Annotated in this window: 10 protein-coding genes; 6 read left to right on the forward strand and 4 right to left on the reverse strand. The window is 56.1% G+C overall.

All coding sequences use genetic code 11. The features are described 5' to 3' along the window. Window positions 1-636: 636 nt before the first annotated feature. Window positions 637-1,383: a LysR substrate-binding domain-containing protein gene (locus tag ASE07_RS27390; protein WP_057293981.1), complete on the reverse strand. Its 747-nt coding sequence runs from the start codon at window positions 1,381-1,383 to the stop codon at window positions 637-639. Between the two features lie 123 nt (window positions 1,384-1,506). Here ASE07_RS27390 and ASE07_RS27395 point away from each other — a divergent pair, with 123 nt between their 5' ends. Beyond that, complete coding sequence (locus tag ASE07_RS27395) at window positions 1,507-1,902, forward strand: GFA family protein (RefSeq protein WP_057293982.1); 396 nt, start codon at window positions 1,507-1,509, stop codon at window positions 1,900-1,902. A 245-nt stretch (window positions 1,903-2,147) separates the two neighbouring features. Here the strand turns inward: ASE07_RS27395 and ASE07_RS27400 are convergent, their stop codons facing one another. Both ASE07_RS27400 and ASE07_RS27405 read right to left on the reverse strand, forming a co-directional pair. After that, window positions 2,148-5,213, reverse strand: coding sequence for a bifunctional diguanylate cyclase/phosphodiesterase (locus ASE07_RS27400; RefSeq protein ID WP_057293983.1), 3,066 nt, complete (start codon window positions 5,211-5,213; stop codon window positions 2,148-2,150). 203 nt (window positions 5,214-5,416) lie between these two features. Beyond that, complete coding sequence (locus ASE07_RS27405; protein ID WP_057293984.1) at window positions 5,417-6,490, reverse strand: substrate-binding domain-containing protein; 1,074 nt, start codon at window positions 6,488-6,490, stop codon at window positions 5,417-5,419. Between the two features lie 135 nt (window positions 6,491-6,625). Between ASE07_RS27405 and ASE07_RS27410 the strand changes: the two genes are divergently transcribed. The 3 genes from ASE07_RS27410 (at window position 6,626) to ASE07_RS27425 (ending at window position 13,291) form a co-directional block, all read left to right on the forward strand. Beyond that, window positions 6,626-8,353: an NAD(P)H-dependent oxidoreductase subunit E gene (locus ASE07_RS27410; protein WP_057293985.1), complete on the forward strand. Its 1,728-nt coding sequence runs from the start codon at window positions 6,626-6,628 to the stop codon at window positions 8,351-8,353. Then, window positions 8,350-11,172 (forward strand): formate dehydrogenase subunit alpha, encoded by a 2,823-nt coding sequence (gene fdhF, locus ASE07_RS27415; protein ID WP_057293986.1) that lies wholly within the window; start codon window positions 8,350-8,352, stop codon window positions 11,170-11,172. The genes ASE07_RS27410 and fdhF overlap by 4 nt, the downstream gene beginning before the upstream one ends. 865 nt (window positions 11,173-12,037) lie before the next feature. Then, window positions 12,038-13,291, forward strand: coding sequence for an IS110 family transposase (locus tag ASE07_RS27425; protein WP_057293988.1), 1,254 nt, complete (start codon window positions 12,038-12,040; stop codon window positions 13,289-13,291). Window positions 13,292-13,440: 149 nt separating this feature from the next. Here the strand turns inward: ASE07_RS27425 and ASE07_RS27430 are convergent, their stop codons facing one another. Then, the gene (locus ASE07_RS27430; RefSeq protein WP_057293989.1) at window positions 13,441-13,887 is read right to left on the reverse strand and encodes a winged helix-turn-helix transcriptional regulator; all 447 of its coding nucleotides are present in this window, start codon (window positions 13,885-13,887) and stop codon (window positions 13,441-13,443) included. Window positions 13,888-13,983: 96 nt separating this feature from the next. Between ASE07_RS27430 and ASE07_RS27435 the strand changes: the two genes are divergently transcribed. Beyond that, window positions 13,984-15,213: an MFS transporter gene (locus tag ASE07_RS27435; protein WP_057293990.1), complete on the forward strand. Its 1,230-nt coding sequence runs from the start codon at window positions 13,984-13,986 to the stop codon at window positions 15,211-15,213. Between the two features lie 827 nt (window positions 15,214-16,040). Further along, window positions 16,041-18,956: a sensor domain-containing diguanylate cyclase gene (locus ASE07_RS27440; RefSeq protein WP_057293991.1), complete on the forward strand. Its 2,916-nt coding sequence runs from the start codon at window positions 16,041-16,043 to the stop codon at window positions 18,954-18,956. Window positions 18,957-19,049 lie beyond the last annotated feature (93 nt).

Consider the following 19,049-nt stretch of genomic DNA (forward strand, 5'->3'; position numbering starts at 1 on the left):
GCGGTCGGTGCGAGTGGCATGGCCGGTAATAGAACGAGGTCCGTCCGACGTTGCTAAAGCGCAGACAGGTTAATCAGGTCTTTGGGGTATGGCTCGGGAGGCGGTGAGAACCGGTGGTTCTCTTAGGCGCTCGCCGAGCCTAAGAGAGGCAGGCGAGATTCCGGGCAGACAGCTGCGCCAGCTGCGTGTGGCGAGCATTCAAGAAAGCATTCCCGTACGACAAATGACACGAGCGTTGATTGAAAACTAAGCGCGCAACAATAGATAACACTCCCTCGTTCAGGGTAGAACAATTGCGATTCGCGAGAATGCAGACCTTGTTCATGTTAGTGTCAATATGGAAGTGATTAAATGTGACTTGAGTATATACGCTTTGAATTATTCGTCAACAGGGTGCCTCAAAGCCGTAAGGAGCGTGGTCCGGGTGGCGAACCAGCTAAGCCAATTTTGCAATCGCTCGCCTTTCGTTTGTTCCTATTCGACTCGCAATGTCCGAATCCGGGCATTGTGATTTCAGACGCCGGCAACATCGATGATTCGGCATGCATCCACTTCTGCACATAAAGTTTTTTGTAAGGAGAGTCACATGTCAAAAGACGCTAATGTCCCGGCCATAACGCTATATCAGCTTATTCTTCAATCCATGCCGGAGGCATTGATTTTCTCGGACCCGGAGGGGACCATTACACTCCGAGCCCATGCGAGTAGCACGTGCGATTCGTTGCTCGCATACGTACCTTTAACGGCGACCTTTATCGCGTCGCCATTAAACCGGTATTCCCACTGCAAGGGATGCGGCTCGTGACGATACAGAAGACACTGATGTTGCAGTAGATCGGAGGGGTGTTGCGGCGCTCCATATAATGCAAGGTATCGAGGACTAGCGCAGGTTATGCGGCGGTAATACAGCAATCGGCGAATCATCAGGTCCGAATCCTTGGCTTGGCCGGCACGAAAAGCGAGGTCAAAGCGATTCCCGACAAGATCGACAATCCTGTCACTTACCTGTAGATCGAGATGAATCTTCGGATACTGCGTTGAGAACTCCTGCAGATGGGGATAAACGAACGTCATCGCTACGCCCAAGGGTAACGTGACACGAAGGGTGCCACGAGGTTCGGCGGCCAGGCTTCGTACTGCATCTTCGGCCTCCATGGCCTGCTCGGTGATTCGATTGGCATGTTCATACCAAAGGCGCCCGGCTTCCGTGACGCTGATGCGCCGCGTGGTGCGATCGAGCAGGCGCACGCCAAGTTTCTTTTCCGTGCGCGCCAATACACCGGTGACGGTTGCGGGCGCAAGGCCGAGGACTCGGGCAGCCTGCGCCAGACTGCCCGAGTCCACGATCTGGCTAAACACCTGCATATTGAAAAGTTGGTCCATCCGGCAATTATTCAGTAAATGTGAAGAATCCATTCATGGTCAATCACTTTATCAAAGTTTCCGGCAGTCATAAGATTATATGTATTAGATGTTTTAACTATCACCAACAACCAGGAGAACCTGATGACTCAGCACGGAAGCTGTCTTTGCCGAGGTGTGCAGTACCGCATCCACGGCCCACTTACTGACGTCCTCAACTGCCATTGCTCAATGTGCCGAAAGCTGCATGCTTCGGCCTTTCGCACGCGTGCCAAAGTGGCGAGCAAGGATTGGGAATGGGTATCAGGGGAGAACCTCGTTAAATACCACGAATCTTCACCGGGTGAACACAAAGGTTTTTGCAGTGAATGTGGGTCGAGCCTGTTGACGCGTTTCGACAAGCACCCTGAAGTGCTTGGCTTTCCGCTCGGGACCTTGGATACCGATCCCGGTGTGAGGGCAGGGCGGCATGTTTTCGTGGGAAGCAAGGCGCCATGGTTCGAAATTACAGACCAGCTCCCCCAGCATGAGGAATACTGACGACCGATTCCAGGCGAGTGTCTGAAGCCGGTTTGATTTGCAGACGAGTAACGACGCGAAATGAATCTGTGCAGCCAGGATTTGTGGCGTAGGTGCTGTTTAATACCAATCCCAACCCATAACGCACCATGAGATCGCGTCTTTTTCCGGGGGCGCCGAGCCGCCTGCCTGCGTTGCACTCGTCGTCAATAGCCCGCTATTGACTCCTCCTGCGGTCACGTTATAGCTTGGGATTGGTATAAGACTTAACAGGGAGAGATTGCCTGCCAGCTCAGCCGAAGTTCGGCAAACTGGCCGGGCGGCGCGGGCCGCCCAATGAGGAAGCCTTGTACTTCGTCGCACCCGGCTGCGCGTAGGTATTCAAGTTGCTCGGTGTTTTCAACGCCCTCGGCAATCACCGTAATGCCGAGGCCATGTGCCAACGCGATCGTGGCGCGCGCAATGGCCGCACTGCGTGCATCCGTAATGATGTTACGGACAAAGCATTGATCGATTTTCAGCTTGTCCAAGGGAAAGCGGCTCAGGTAGCCAAGAGAAGAGTACCCTGTTCCGAAATCGTCCAGCGATACGCCGACGCCAAGTTCTCGCAAGGCGGCGATCTGCCGCAGCGCGATTTCCGTGTCCCGCATTAACACGCTTTCCGTCAGTTCGATCTCTAGATAACGCGGTTGCAGGCCGGACTGCGCAAGTGCGCTTTCCACCACCTGAACCAGCGTTCCGGCGGCGATTTGCTGGGCCGATACATTGACAGCGACAATCAGTGGTCCCGGACCTGTCTCCTGCCAATCCCTGGCTTGCGCGCATGCCTGCCGGATGACCCATTCGCCGATCTGGACGATCAGCCCGATATCTTCCGCCATCGGAATGAAGTCGGCCGGCATGACCATACCGAGCTTGGGGCTGTGCCAGCGCAGCAGGGCTTCCGCGCCACATAAGCATCCATTACTGAGGCATACCTGCGGTTGGTAATGCAGGAAGAGCTCATTTCGCCCTAGCGCGCCGCGAAGCTCATGCTCTATCGAAATCCAATGGAGCGCCTGCGCATTCATTTCCGACTTGAAAAAACGCAGTGTTCCAGGACCGTACTGCTTGGCGTGCGATAGCGCGGCGTCTGCATTCTTCAGCAGATCACTTGCACTTATTCCGTCATAAGGATAGACAGAAATGCCTACGCTCGCTGTTACCGAGAGAGTTCGGCCCTGAACCTGGATCGGCGCTGCGACTTCGTCCAGCAACTGGTGTGCAAAGGTAATGACATCGTTGTTGTCCTCGAATCGTGTGAGCACGATCACGAACTCATCGCTGCCTGGACGTGCCAATGTATCGCCATGCGGCAGGCGCTCAATCAGGCGCTTCGCGATTTCCCACAGGACCGTGTCGCCAGCGTCATGTCCTAAACTATCGTTAAGCCGTTGCAGGCGATCGACATTGAGAATCAGGACGGCGACCGCGGGATGCTCTGGCTCGACATTATCAATCGCTTGCTGCAGGCGGTCATTGAGCAAGCGCCGGTTGGGCAACCGTGTCAACGGATCGTGGTTGGACAGGAAAGTCAATTGGGCATTCGCCTCCGTGATTTCGCTAAGGTCCGTGATCACCGCCACGTAGCCGGTCCGGCGGCCGACATTGTCAAGCATGACGCTGATGGTCATCCATTGCAGATAGGCGGCACCGTTCTTTCTTTTCCCCCAAACCTCGCCGCGCCATTCTCCGCTGGTCTCGACGGCGTCAAAGATGGATCGGTAGAACGCGTCGTGATGGCGTTCGGAGCGCAGCATGGTGGGGCGCTGTCCGAGGACGTGCGTCTCTGGATAGCCGGTGATGCGTTCGAATGCAGCGTTGACGGCGACAATTCTTCCATCAATATCCGTGACTACGATCCCGTCTTGCATATAGTTAAAAACGCGCGCGGCCAGGTTTAGCTTTTCGTCGGCGAAATGGCGCTGCGTCACGTCCTGCAGCGTGCCACTGATCGCCGTGACTTCGCCCTTCTCGTTTTTTTGTTCCACGCTGCTGGAGTACAGGTACCGCACTGGTCCCTTGTCGGGATTGGTACGTAGTTCGCCAAGCCAGGCACGTCCTTCCTGGAATGCCGACTCCACTTCGGCGCGGTCATCCGGATGTAACGCCTCAAGAAAATGGTGTATCGGCGGCGAATCCGGAGTTTTCTGCATGGCCAGCAAAGCAAACATTTCTTCCGACCATTTACCCTTCTTGCGCTGCAGATCAAATTCCCAGCTGCCAATTCGCGCAAGTTTTTGAGCCGCGGTCAATGCCGACTCGCTCGACACCAAAGCCTTGTGAAGGCTGGCGCGCCGCCGGAGTTCGTGCAGCCCGACGTACCCTAGCCAACAGACAAGAAGCAGAAATGTGACTGACACGGCCGTATAGGCCTGTGCCGCGTTTCGCCATGGCGCAAGGACTTCACGCTCGCCAATCCCGACCAGCACGACGAGGGGCCGGCCTGCGACACGGCGATAGAAGTAGATGCGTTCAATGTTGTCCACACTGCTTTTGGCATGATAGCTGCCCACATTCGCGTGCGGCAACATGTTGACGAACCTGGGCAGCGGATCCAACTTCTTTCCTTCGATGCCGTGCTGGTCTGGCACCCGCAGCATCAGCGTGCCGTCGGTGCCGAGGAGCGAGACCACGCCGTCATTTCCAGGTTTAATCGCCTCGTAGAACCGATGAAAATGCCTTGGTTCGACAGCGGCGGCGATTACGCCCCCAAACGAACCGTCCGGGCGGGTGATGCGCAGGCTGACGCCGATGAACCAGACGCCATGTTTGCTCAACTGCGGCAGGTCGATGTATAAGCCTTGCGTCGGTTTTTCCCGGTGCACCTTAAAGTAGTCTCTGTCGGAAAGGTTGTACTTCCCGGGCAGACGTTCGCTGTCATGGATCATGTTGCCTTCGGTATCCAGTACCCAGATCGCGCGAACGAAAGGCAGATGCCGGATAGCAGAAACAAGGGTGTCGTGGACTGCTTCATCATGCGTGCGCTGCTGCGGTACCGGCACTGCGATCGAGCGGGAAGATGATTGCAAGGCCAGCTCGACTGCATTCAGGCTGTCAGCGGTTTGCTGCTCTAATACATGAACAAGCTTTTCCGAGGTCAGTTGCTGCAACTGCAGAACACCTTGCCTTGCCTGTGACAGCGTGTAGACAAGGTTGGTGATGATGCCGATGAAGAGCAGCGTGAGAAAAGCGATCAGGAGGACACGCATCCGCTCTTCACCCAGACTGGTGTTACCTGGCATGGCAGGAACATCATTCGACTGCGACTTGAAAGGCCTGGAGATGAGCATCGACGGTTGCTTTGCTTAAATTTTCGGGTGTCGGGGTGGGCATGTCCATCCCGGCGCAGAATCTCAGTATAACGAACTGGCCCACGTGTTGGTGCCGGTGCATAACCAGATCCGCTTGCCGTCGATTCGGCAAATCAAGCTTTCGACAAGTTAGTCACTTTAATCATTTGCCGCTTCGCCCTGATTCTCCCTGATTCTCCAGTTCATGCTTCATTGAAGGCTGCATGCACGGTCAGCACATTGCCGGCCTCGCTTGCGTCATAGCCTTCCAGTGCTTTGGCCGACTGACGAAAGGCATCCGACTTCATGAGTGCGATTAATTGTTCTATTCCAGCCAGATCAAGATTAAGCGCCTTTGTGGCAAAGAAATAGCGTTCAATTGCGAGTGGGATGAAGTGCAGATTGAACCGCTGTGCTGCGGTTTCGACGCCAAAGCCAACCTCAGCCATACCGCTGGCGATATACGCAGCGACCGCCGCATGGGTAAATTCGGCGGTTTCAAATCCGTGGATATCCTGCGGACAAATGTGGCAGCGCTGAAGCATCATTTCCACCAGCATCCGTGTGCCTGAGCCTGCCTGACGGTTTACAAAACGGATATCCTTGCGCGCCAGGTCCTTCAGGCCATTAATTCCATGAGGGTTGCCACGTGCAATGAACAAACCCTGGCGCCTGGTTGCGACCTGGATCAATGCGTAATCCGGCGTAAGCCACTTTTGATACTGCTTTAGGACTGGCTCTTCAAACTCGCCAATCGGTACATGGAAGCCAGCGAGCTGGCATTCGTTATTGGCCAGGGCCGCAAGTGCTTCGCTGCTGTTTCGATAGCGCACTTCAATGAGAGCGCCTTCCTTCTTGATCAATGCCAGCAGCGTTTCGACCGCAAAGCCATGACTGGCAAACAATCGGATCGCTTCACGCTTGAACGGCAACACTTTGCGCAGTTCCGCCTCCAGTTCGGATGCGAGCGACTCCAGCGTCGGGGCGAGGCGTGCGGAAAAACGCCTGTCTGCCTGGATCAGGACATTGGCAAGCTCGCTGAGGTCTGTTCCTTTGCCGGGCCGCTTGACGATTAATTTGCTGCCAAAAAAGATTTCGGCGTCGCGCAAAATACCCCAGGCATGTCGGTATGACATGTTCATGATGCGACCGGCGGCGGCGATAGAGCCCTCGGTCTCAATACGCGACAGCAGTTGAATCAGCAATGTCGCATCCACTGGGTCGTTATTGCCGTTCGGAGGCGCAATGGCCCACTGGGGAGATAGGATAACTTTCATGGATGGCTATGCAAAATCAAACATATTTGTTCTGGCTACACTGTCTGCTACAGTCTGCCGGTAAGCGACATAGATATATGTCATTTCGTGCATATTATAGGCTGGCGCACAGGTTTTTAAATCGAAAAAGTCTCCATGGACCAAAAAGTCATTCCTATCCGTGCCGCACAAGAACCACGTGAACGCAAGCGGCAGGCGCCCAAAGGCAGGCGCGTTGACCCGGCCGCCCTGGCGGAAGTTCAGGCACTGCTCGGCGAATTGCCTCGTCGTCGTGACTTGTTGATCGAACACCTGCACCTGATTCAAGACCGCTATCGCCAGCTATCTTCACGCCACCTTGCTGCATTGGCGCACGAAATGCGCATGTCCCAGGCCGAAGTGTATGAGGTGGCTACGTTCTATCATCATTTCGATGTGGTGCGCGATGCCGGTGACCAGGGCGAGACCAAGCCCGCCGAACTGACGGTCCGGGTATGTCAAAGTCTTTCCTGCCAGATGGCAGGTGCGGACGAGCTCTTTGGTCAGTTATCGGCAGTTCTGGATACCAATGTCCGGGTCGTGTCGGCGCCGTGCGTGGGGCGCTGCGAACAGGCGCCGGTAGCGGTCGTGGGCCAGCATGCCATTCCCGCCGCAAGTCTGGATCAGGTGAGTGACGCCATTGCGTCCGGCAATGTGGAGGAGCCGCTACCTTTGTACGAAGACTATGACGCATACCGGCGCAACGGAGGCTATGCATTGCTGCAAGCTTGCGTGAATGGCGAACGTGATGTCGAAGAGGTGATCCGGGTATTGGAAGATTCGGGCCTGCGCGGTCTTGGCGGCGCAGGGTTTCCGGCAGGACGGAAATGGCGCATCGTAAGGGCGGAGGCTGGTCCGCGCCTGATGGCAGTCAACATCGACGAGGGCGAACCTGGCACCTTCAAGGATCGTACCTACCTGGAGCGTCAACCACATCAGTTTCTTGAAGGTATGATGATTGCGGCATGGGCGGTCGGCATCGATGACATTTACATTTACCTGCGTGATGAATATCACGGCTGCCGGGCGTTGCTGCAGCGGGAACTGGCGAGGCTGGAAAATAATCCGCCGGTCCATGTGATGCCGACGGTTCATTTGCGGCGTGGCGCTGGCGCTTACATCTGCGGCGAAGAATCGGCGATGATCGAATCCATTGAAGGTAAGCGTGGCATGCCGCGCTTGCGTCCCCCGTATGTCGCCCAAGTCGGCTTATTCGGCCGGCCGACACTGGAACACAATTTCGAAACCCTGTATTGGGTACCCACGCTACTGCAGCAAGGCGCAGCCTGGTTTGCCGCACAGGGCAGGCACGGCCGCAAGGGATTGCGCTCTTTCTCCGTGTCTGGCCGAGTGAAAAAGCCTGGCGTGCATGTGGCGCCGGCGGGCATCACGATCCAGGAACTGATCGACGAATACTGCGGCGGCATGCAGGACGGCCACCGGCTTTATGCTTACTTGCCGGGCGGTGCCTCGGGCGGTATCCTCCCCGCCAGTCTGAACGATATTCCATTGGATTTCGACACCTTGCAAGCCTATGGCTGCTTCATCGGGTCAGCCGCGATCATTGTCTTGTCAGACACGGACAGCGCAATGGATGCGGCACGCAACATGATGCATTTCTTTGCGGAGGAATCGTGCGGTCAGTGCACACCGTGTCGGGCCGGCACGGTCAAGACACTGCAGTTGATATCGGGATCGGACTGGAACGAAGCCTTGCTTGCCGATCTTTCCATGGTCATGCGCGAAGCATCCATCTGCGGACTGGGACAGGCGGCTCCCAATCCAGTGGATTGTGTCATCAAGTACTTCTCTCATGAACTGGACCACAAAGGAGTACAGCCGTGACTGCCATTCTTCGCCAGGAAACTAAGGACGCGCCGGCAGCTACCGTACAGTTTGAGCTGAATGGCAGAACTGTGGCCGCCATTGCAAGCGAGACGCTGCTCGACGTTGCACAGCGCGAGGGCATAGCGATTCCCCACCTGTGCCATACCGACGGACTGGAGCCCGCCGGCAACTGCCGCGCCTGCGTCGTCGAGGTCGCGGGAGAGCGCGTGCTGGCGCCGTCCTGTTGCCGACACCCTGCCAACGGCATGAAGGTGACAACGGACAGTGCGCGAGCGACCCGTGCGCAGAAAGTGGTGGTCGAATTGCTGATGGCGGATGTCGGTGAACACCTGCGCGGCCGTGACAACGAGATGCAGGAATGGGCCGAACGCCTTGCAATCGGCAAGCCACGCTTCGCGGCTAGAAAGCGTGTCGAGCATGACGATAGCCATCCTGCAATCAGTGTTAACCTGGATGCCTGCATCCAGTGCACGCGCTGCTTGCGTGCCTGCCGGGACGAGCAGGTCAACGACGTGATCGGTCTGGCACTGCGCGGTAACGGCGCAAAGATTGTCTTTGACATGGACGATCCGATGGGCGCATCGACCTGCGTGGCGTGCGGCGAATGCGTGCAAGCCTGCCCGACGGGCGCCTTGATGCCGGCGCGTGACGCAGCATTGCCTGTGCCTGACAAGAAAGTCGATTCCGTTTGTCCATACTGTGGTGTCGGCTGCCAGCTGACCTACAACGTCAAGGACAACAAGATCCTGTACGTCGAGGGTCGCGATGGCCCGGCAAACAAGGGACGCCTGTGCGTGAAGGGTCGTTATGGCTTTGACTACGCGCATCATCCGCAGCGGCTCACCAAGCCATTGATTCGCCGGCCAGGCGTGCGCAAGGATCCCCATGCACCGATGGACCCGGAGCGAATCCTTGACGTCTATCGTGAAGCAAGCTGGGACGAAGCCTTGTCTCTGGTTGGCCAGCAGTTAAGCGGGGTAAAGGAACTGCACGGTAAGCGCGCACTGGTCGGCTTCGGTTCGGCCAAGGGCAGCAACGAAGAAGCGTATCTGTTTCAAAAGCTGGTGCGTACCGGTTTTGGTAGCAACAACGTCGATCACTGCACCCGTCTGTGCCACGCGTCATCTGTCGCCGCATTACTGGAAGGCATTGGTTCCGGAGCGGTGTCGAATCCGGTCATGGATGTTACCGAAGCGGAAGTGGTCCTGATCATCGGTGCCAACCCGACCGTTAACCATCCGGTAGCGGCTACCTGGATCAAGAACGCGGTCAAGAACGGTACCAAGCTGGTGATCGCCGACCCGCGGCGGACAGACTTGAGCCGCCATGCGCATCGCACGCTACAGTTCCATGCCGATACTGACGTCGCCTTGCTCAACGCGATGATGCACGTGATCGTGGAAGAGGGCCTCGTTGATGATCAGTTCATCGCCGAACGCACTACCGATTATGAGGAACTGAAACAGAACGTCAAAGACTATAGTCCGGAACGTATGGCGGCCGTGTGCGGTATCGATGCAGACACCATCCGCTATGTGGCACGGCTGTATGCAACGTCAAAGGCATCAATGATCCTGTGGGGCATGGGCGTATCGCAGCATGTCCATGGTACCGACAACGTGCGCTGCCTGATTGCGCTGGCACTGATGACCGGACAGATCGGTCGTCCAGGCACAGGTTTGCATCCATTGCGCGGACAGAATAACGTGCAGGGTGCATCTGATGCCGGGTTGATCCCGATGATGTACCCGGACTACCAACGGGTCGACAATCCATTGGTACGCGAGCACTTCGAGACGCTATGGCAAACCAGCCTTGACCCGCAGCCGGGATTAACCGTTGTCGAAGTCATGGATGCGGCATTGGAAGGCAAGGTGCGCGGCATGTACATCATGGGCGAGAACCCGGCGATGTCCGACCCCGATGCCAATCATGCGCGCGAAGCATTAGCCGCACTGGATTTTTTGGTGGTCCAGGATATCTTTCTGACTGAAACGGCCTACCTGGCCGACGTGGTGCTACCGGCATCGGCATTTGCTGAAAAAACCGGCACCTTCACGAATACTGACCGCATCGTGCAACTCGGCCAGCAAGCAATTGATCCGCCAGGCGAGGCTAAACAGGACTTGTGGATCATCCAGGAAATAGCCAGGCGCATCGGCCTTGCGTGGAACTATTCGGATGTCTCCGAGGTATTCGACGAGATGCGCCGCTGCATGCCAAGCATTGCAGGCATTACATGGGAGCGGTTGAAGCGGGACGGCGCGGTTACCTATCCCTGTACGACTGAAGGCGATGCCGGCATGCCGATCGTGTTCACCGATCGTTTCCCGACCACGACTGGAAAGGCGCGCTTTGTCCCGGCAGACGTCATCCCGGCGGCAGAACGGCCGGACAGCGATTACCCCTTTGTGCTGATCACCGGACGGCAGTTGGAACATTGGCATACCGGCAGCATGACGCGGCGTGCCATCGTGCTGGATGCCATTGAACCGGACCCGGTGGCGCTGGTCCATCCAATGGATTTGATCCAATTCGGTGTGCAGCCCGGCGAACTGCTCACACTACAATCCCGCCGAGGTGAGGTCACCCTATATGCACGCGCGGACGAAGGTACACCCCAGGGGGCGATTTTTGTGCCGTTTTGCTATTACGAAGCAGCGATCAACAAGCTGACCAACCCGGTGCTGGACCCGTACGGCAAGATCCCGGAATTTAAGTATTGCGCGATTCGTGTTCGACCCGGCGGTGAAGCGCCGGTCCAGGGAAGCTACGGTGGTGGCCAAATCCTGAAACGTGTAACCGACGTGTCCTGACGTGCAATTCCTGCGGTCGAAAGCAGAAGATCGCAGTCTGAACCATGGTGCGGATGGACGTGGCAGGTTGTTAATCCAGTAGCGTAACGTTCGTGCGTGGTGACGGATGCGCTTACTATGGATGCCCCGCACTGGCGGAGCCTGCATTGAACGTCCCGTGATCGATCCGTTTAATTATGGAATGATCGGTGATCACATCTGGCCGTTGCGCCGGCAAACCGACATCATTCAAACCCTGCGGCATGCCGATGCGGGTCCATCGTGCAAAATCTCTCTCGGCAAAGTCTTGAAACGATATTCATTTTTCGCAGCAAAGCGACTGGTCTAAATAATAGTGTACGAAACAAAATGACCCAACTATCTGCACTTACAAAAGAAAGACATGCAAATTCAAGATAAGTAAAGGAGCCGCCATTAGAGAGTCAATGAAGTGCGCATGGCTTCGTCGGTATGTCGGCTTGTGAGCGTTTACCGGTCAGTAAAGAAAATCACTTAGGCTTCTGCAGTCGGCCAATTATAGTCAATCGAAGCAGTATTCATCGTGTTAGCCCGTGCTGGTTTGCCGGGCAAACCAGCACGGAATGGCATCTTATGATGCTTCCCTATAAGCAAGATGGCATTCCGTTCTGCCTTCCTTGATACTGGTCGCAGCTGGTAGGTTGTTGCCAGTGGAGGTAGGACATGCGCCGGCAGACTACGAATAATCGGCCAGAGCATCCGATGCTTTCTGCTTTTGCTTCGGGTCTGCCGGTGCGCTCGGGTTCAACAACGAACACTCAGGGCACGCTGATCTCAGCTTCCTATATTTGCTTCGCAGAACCCCAGCCTGCATGCCCGTCATTTCATCGCGCTGATGGAGTCGACCATGACCCTAGCTACAACTGCCCGATACACCGCTTATATTGGTATTGATTGGGCTGACCGCAAACATGACTTCTGCCTTCAGGTCGCCGGCGGCGACACTCAGGAATCGGGTGTGCTTGAACATACCCCAGAGGCGATCGAGCGCTGGGCGACTACCCTGCATAAGCGATTTGGTGGCCCGATTGCCGTCTGCTTGGAGACAACCAAGGGACCGCTCGTCAATGCTCTGTTGCGATACGAATTTTTTGCACTATTTCCAGTTCATGCAGCCACCTTGGCCGGTTACCGCAAAGCGTTCTCGCCCAGTGGTGCCAAGGATGATCCGTCAGACGCGCGTATTGCGCTCGATCTTTTGCTGCGTCATCCGGAACGGTTGCAAGCTTTGAGGCCTCAGTCATCCTCTATGCGGATGCTGACTACTCTAGTGGAAGAACGCCGCCAAGTCGGCGATGCCATAGTCCGTATTACCAATCGTCTTGGCAGCGTCCTTAAACTGTACTATCCGCAGGTGCTGGACTGGTTCGAGCACCGCAATACCATCATCTTCTGTGACTTCCTTACGCGCTGGCCTACAGTCATGCATGCCAGGCGTGCGCGGGCCACGACCTTGCAAGCGTTCTTCCATGCACATCGTTGCGCTCGAAAGGGGCTGGTAGCAGAACGGATTGAAAGCATCCGGTCATCGACACCGCTCACAGAGGATCCGGCCATCATCCGTCCAGCACAGTTAACAATGCAAACTCTGGTCGCACAGCTTCGTGTGCTGATCGAGGCCATCGACGACTTTGATGAGGAAATTGCAGGCATCTCAAAAGAGGTTCCCGACTATGAGCTATTTGCGTCGCTTCCTGGTGCCGGCCACATCCAGGCGCCACGCCTGCTGGTGGCCTTTGGTGAAGACCGGGACCGCTTCATCGACGCTGCTCAGGTGCAGTGCTACGCGGGTATTGCGCCGGTGATCGAACGCAGCGGTAACCGATGCTGGATCCATTGGCGCTTTGCCTGCTCGACATTCTTGAGGCAAACATTTGTCGAGTGGGCCGGATCGACGGTAACCCGGTCAGCATGGGCTGGAGTCTTCTATCGACAACAGCGAAGTAAGGGTGCTTCTCACGGCGTAGCGATACGCGCCCTCGCGTTCAAATGGATCCGGATCCTCTATAAGATGTGGAAGACCCGGCAACCCTATAACGAAGCAACCTATCTGGACGCATTAAGACGCCATGGCTCACCACTAGTCGTTCCCGCTGGATAAGCTCAAAAATCCCTTGACGAGTGACTCAGGGCGAAAAGCAGTCTCTCGAAAGAGTGGCATAGCGCTCCAAAGCCGACATTGGCCTTCGCTCGCCACACTGATTTTGGATGCGCATTAGAATGGGCCGGCGGAAGGTAAGAGCCCGGCATCTACGATAACTTTCGTACCTCGGTGTCTTTGGGTGACACATCATAGCCATCAATCGCTTGGGGAGTCATGAAATGCAAGGGCTTACCCGTTCTCTTTTCGACCAGCTCAGAGTGGAGCTCATCCTCTGCAAATAAATGCCGTTCGCCCCATTGACGAAGCGCTACGACAACCGGGAACAAGGCCTCGCCTTGCGGTGTAAGGACATATTCCTGATAGGCGCTGCCATTCGACGCAGGCTGGATTGCCAGGATTTCTGCCTCTACCAGCCGACGGAGTCGGTCAGACAGGATGTTGCGCGCAACCCCAAGGCTTCGCTGGAAATCACTGAACCTGCGCACGCCATCGAAGGCGTCACGCACCACAAGCAAACTCCAGCGGTCACCGATGACATCAAGTGAGCGGGCGACCGGGCAGGGCTGCTCATTCAGATTCTTGCGGCTGTTCATTTTCCGGTACCAGAAATCGAAAGTGGTTGCATTTTAAAACCAAACCGATTACGCTTCAACTGGTTTTGTTTTGCAACCAGTCATGGAGTGTTATTCATGCAAGCCGGAAATACGACTTCCCCCGCCGAAATGCCTATGCCGTCGACGATGCCCCGCAGTGCCGTGCTGCTGTTTGCCTGCGCGAGCGGACTGAGTGTCGCCAACGTGTATTATGCGCAGCCGCTTCTTGATACCTTGGCTGCAGATTTCTCCATTCCTCAGGCAGCGATCGGGGGAGTAGTCACCGCCACTCAGGTGGGATGCGCGCTTGCGCTGGTGTTACTCGTTCCTCTTGGCGATCTTCTCGAACGGCGGGTGCTAATGCGCATGCAGGTACTTATGCTAGCGGCTGTACTGGTCTTCGTTGGACTAGCTCGGTCCCCTGTCATGTTGCTCACGTCCATGCTTCTGATCGGAGCGCTTGGGACAGCAATGACCCAGGGTCTTATAGCCTATGCTGCTAGTGCCGCATCAGAGAATGAGCGTGGACGGGTGATAGGCGCAGCCCAAGGTGGCGTCTTTCTCGGGTTGCTACTTGCCCGCGTGCTGGCCGGGGGCATTAGCGACATCGCAGGTTGGCGAACCGTCTACTTCTGCTCGGCGGTGACGATGCTAATGCTTGCCACGCTGCTATGGTCAGGACTGCCACGCCTGGCGACTCCGCTGCATCGGATGGGTTACCTGCGTTTGATCGGCTCAATGTTCCTGCTGCTGCGGAAAGATCGCGTATTGCTAATCCGCGGCATGCTGGCACTTCTTATGTTCGCCGCTTTTAACATTTTCTGGAGCGCCATCGTGTTACCGCTGAGCGTACCGCCGTATTCCTTTTCACACACGGCGATTGGCGCTTTTGGTCTAGTAGGTGCCGCCGGCGCACTGGCCGCCGCACGTGCTGGTCGCTGGGCAGACCAGGGATTTGAGCAACCCACCACGTTTGCTGCACTTGTGCTGCTATTGGTCGCCTGGATACCATTGTCCTTGCTGGATACGTCACTTTGGGCGCTCGTCACTGGCATAGTGCTGCTTGATCTCGGGGGGCAGGCAATCCACGTCACAAACCAGAGCATGATCTTCCGATCCCACCTGGATGGACATAGTCGGGTTGTAGGCGTCTACATGCTGTTCTATGCAGTCGGCAGCGGTCTGGGGGCTCTGGCGACTACAGCCGTCTATGCTGCTGCTGGTTGGCTCGGCGTCTGCCTGCTCGGCGCTGGAGTCAGCCTGCTAGCGCTTGCTTTTTGGGCCGCGACGCTACGATACATCACCGTTGCCACATCTCCGAAGTAGCACGCGCAAGCGGCGGCTGAGTATCAACCCTGCAATGAGCCGAAACGCTGATCGCCCGCTTTCGAAGGCGCCGACCGGCAGGATTGGGTCGATTCTGTTGAAAAACTTCCGTGCAATATCCAATCGCTCTTACGAGGATCAAATTCGGTCGTTGAAGTCGCAGCTAAACGGCATTTGTTCAGCAAGAGATTCGCCCAGCGAATCAGTACAGTGAATTTGCTATGTTCTTGGTATTGCAGTCAGACTTTTTCAACAGAATCGGTCGATACCGGTATTTTGCTAGCTCGAATCCCTGAGCCGCTTCCTGGTCCATCGCGGACAAATGCACTCGTCACGCGTTTCTAGACGACAGAAAGGCTTGTCGGTTCCACATCCCGGTCATGAGCTAGACAGTCGACTGCCGTCGAATAGCGATCGCTTTTCTCGCTGTTTACCATTCACCGGGACGTTAGGAGCACAGCCTTAATCGGTATTTTTTTGTACTCTATTAATTTTAGTGCGTCTGGCAAGAAGCAGTTGTTTCGCACCTTATTATTGTTTCCTACTTTATTACGGCTTATCAGGGACGCCTGTTTCGCAGGCGCAAGCTCACTTTAAACATTTCCATGTGTGACACGATGCCAGTGTCCGACCATTCCATGCAGCCTGAAACGGCCAAGCCAGCAATGGGTCGCCGCTTTAGAACACACGCACTATTGCATTTCTTGTTTCCATATGGCAATTTGTGGTGATCTGACGTATTGTGTACAAAAACCGCCGGAAGACAGCAGGCGAATGCAGTATCAAGGCCACTCACAACAATCAAAAACGCGGCCGGAGACAACATCATGGAAAGCTTGATTGCGCTCGCAGCCGATCTGCATTGGGAGACGGATGCGAATTGCCGATTTACCGTGCTGAAGGAAACGGCGAGCCACGCCGCTGTCCTTGCGGAGACATTGCGTCCTGTTCTTGTATCCAAGCCATGGGAGCAATTCTCATTGGTCCCGTCAACCACGCTTCCGCAAGATTTGCAAAGCATTGTCGAACAGCGCATGACGTTCCGCGCGCTTCAGTGGACATTGTCGTCCGGCCAGAAAAACGATTTCGTCTTTGAGGCATGCGGAGAGCCGGTGTTCGACGGGCAGGGCGAATTTTCCGGGTATCGTGGCCTTCTGCGCGATGTGACGGCACACACACAGGAAATAAGACGGTTGCGGCGTTTTCGGGACGCGGTCGATATTTCTGGCGACCCGATTTTCCTGATCGACCGCGCAACCATGCGCATCATCGACTTCAACGATACGGCTTGCCAGACAACTGGCTATACACGTACGGAATTGCTTGCGATTGGTCCGCACGACTTGTTGGTGTCTGATCGCGAGACGATAGAACGTGAATTCGATGAACTGATTGCTTCTGGCACCGCCATGACCACCGAGAGAACGGCGATGCAGCGAGATGGCAGCGCGCAGTTGTTCGAATTGCAGCGCCGCGCGATTCGACTCGATGGACGCTGGCTAATTGTCACCAGCGCACGCAACATGACCCGTCGCATGCTTGCCGAAGCTGCGACAGCAAGGCTGGGTCAGATGTACGCCGCCATCAGCGGCACCAATGAAGCGATCCTGCACGCCAGAAATCCGGACGAACTTTACCAGCAGGTATGTGAAGTCGCCGTACGCAGTGGACAAATCGTCAATGCGTCGGTGCTGTTGCCGGATAACGAAACGCAATGGGCCAAGGTGACAGCGGTGGCCGGCATGGGCGCAGATACATTGCGCAGCCTGAAACTCTCCTTCGACAGCACAAAGCCCGAGGGTAGGGGACTGGTCGGGACCGCCTTTGCGACCCGTTCCACTTGCGTCATCAACGACCTGTCCAGCGATCCACGCGTCGGTCTCTGGCGGTCCGCTGCTGGCAAGGAAGGCGCGCAAGCCGGCGCGGCGATACCGCTCCTGCGCAATGCGCAGCCGGTCGGCGTTTTGCTGTTGTATTCACGCGAGAAGGGCGCCTTCGACGACGAGATCATGGGCCTTCTGGAGCGCATGGCAAGGAACATCGTATTCACACTCGACAACTTTGAACTTGAGGTCGGACGCCAAAAAGCCGTGGATGCATTGCGCCAAAGCGAAGAGCGCTATCGCAGTATCCTGGAAAACATGAACGATGGCTATTTCGAGGTTGACCTGAAGGGAAACTATACCGCCGTTAACGAAGCGCTTTGCCGGCAGCATCATTGCACCCGTGAAGAGGTATTGAAACTGAACTACCGTCATTTCATGGACGCCGCAACCGCCGCTTATGTCTATCGGGTGTACAACCGCATTTACCGTACCGGCCAGTCCGCGGAACTGACCGAGCACACCATCTACCGGCAGGACGGCAACATCGGCATCGTCCAGACTTCAATTCAAGTGGTCACCGATGACCAGGGAAAACGGGGCGGTTTCCGCGGTATCTCCCGCGACGTCACCGCACGCCGCCTTGCCGAAGAGGCGGTGCGAGCAAGCGAGGAAAAATATCGTTCCATCCTTGAAAGCATTGAAGAGGCTTACTACGAAGTCGACCTGGGCGGTGGACTGCTGCTCTGCAATGACGCGTTCTGCAGGATGTTCGGTTATTCCATGAGCGAAGTCGTTGGCCTCAATTACCGGCACTATCATTCGCCGGAGGACACCGCGCATGTCTTCGCCAACTTTAACGACGTGTTCAAGACTGGCATACCCAAAAAGGGTATCGACTGGCGACTCCTGCACCGGAACGGTCAGAAAATCATGTGCGAAGGGTCGATACACCTGATACGTGACGCCAGTGGTGAGCCTGTGGGTTTTCGCGGCATGCTGCGCGATGTGACTGACCGGCGCGGCATCGAGACTGCGTTGCGTGAGAGCGAAGAGCGGTTTCGCGATCTCACGCGCGTGTCGTCGGACTGGTACTGGGAACAGGATAACCGTTACCGTTTCGTCCAGATCAATGGCGACGTATTCGGCAAGACCGGCATGGTCGCTGACCATTACCTGGGCAAGACATTATGGGAACTGCCCTTCGACAACGTATCGCTCGATCAGTGGATAGAGCATCAAAGCCTGCTGGCCGAAGGCCAGCCATTCCAAGAACTGGTGCTGCGCCTTCCCGGCAAGGAAGGTGCTGCGCGCTATCTCAGCATCAGCGGTTTACCCATCAAGGACAACGAGGGCCGCGCAGTGGGATATCGCGGCATCGGCAAGGACATCACCGAAAGGAAGCTTGCCGATGAGCGGATCCGGCATCTGGCCAGCCACGATATCCTCACCGGTTTGCCGAATCGCATGATGTTTCACCAAGTGCTTGGCTACCAGATCCTGCAGGCGCGCCGCTATGATCGCAAGTTTGCGCTGATGTTCATTGACCTTGACCACTTCAAGGCGATTAATGACGGGCACGGACATGACGCCGGTGATGTTGTCTTGAAAGAGACGGCGAAGCGCCTGAGTGACAACGTGCGCAACACTGACCTCGTGGCGCGCCTCGCGGGCGATGAGTTTGTGATCATTATCCAGGAGCACGGCAGCGACGAAAATCTGCGCATGATTGCCGACAAACTGATTGCTGCCATTCGCGCCCCCATCAGCCTCGGTGACGTGACGCATAGTGTGACAGCCAGCATCGGGGTTTCTGTCTACCCGGATCACGGCGAGGATGAGGGTGCGCTCCTCAAGCAGGCCGACGCGGCCATGTACATGGTCAAGCATGGCAACAAGAATGACGTGCGCATGGCTTGAACCGGGCAGGGAGCGAAACCAGGTTTTTCCGTCCCCGGTATCTTCTACAAGCCGGATGCCGGCATCGTTTATCATTTCACGAGACAATCTGCA

This window comes from Noviherbaspirillum sp. Root189, from assembly GCF_001428545.1.
Lineage (GTDB): Bacteria > Pseudomonadota > Gammaproteobacteria > Burkholderiales > Burkholderiaceae_D > Noviherbaspirillum.

Coding starts and splice junctions, on each gene's coding strand:
- ASE07_RS27390 (WP_057293981.1), bottom strand. CDS start 1,383: ATGGACCAACTTTTCAATATGCAGGTGTTTAGCCAGATCGTGGACTCG.
- ASE07_RS27395 (WP_057293982.1), top strand. CDS start 1,507: ATGACTCAGCACGGAAGCTGTCTTTGCCGAGGTGTGCAGTACCGCATC.
- ASE07_RS27400 (WP_057293983.1), bottom strand. CDS start 5,213: ATGCTCATCTCCAGGCCTTTCAAGTCGCAGTCGAATGATGTTCCTGCC.
- ASE07_RS27405 (WP_057293984.1), bottom strand. CDS start 6,490: ATGAAAGTTATCCTATCTCCCCAGTGGGCCATTGCGCCTCCGAACGGC.
- ASE07_RS27410 (WP_057293985.1), top strand. CDS start 6,626: ATGGACCAAAAAGTCATTCCTATCCGTGCCGCACAAGAACCACGTGAA.
- ASE07_RS27425 (WP_057293988.1), top strand. CDS start 12,038: ATGACCCTAGCTACAACTGCCCGATACACCGCTTATATTGGTATTGAT.
- ASE07_RS27430 (WP_057293989.1), bottom strand. CDS start 13,887: ATGAACAGCCGCAAGAATCTGAATGAGCAGCCCTGCCCGGTCGCCCGC.
- ASE07_RS27435 (WP_057293990.1), top strand. CDS start 13,984: ATGCAAGCCGGAAATACGACTTCCCCCGCCGAAATGCCTATGCCGTCG.
- ASE07_RS27440 (WP_057293991.1), top strand. CDS start 16,041: ATGGAAAGCTTGATTGCGCTCGCAGCCGATCTGCATTGGGAGACGGAT.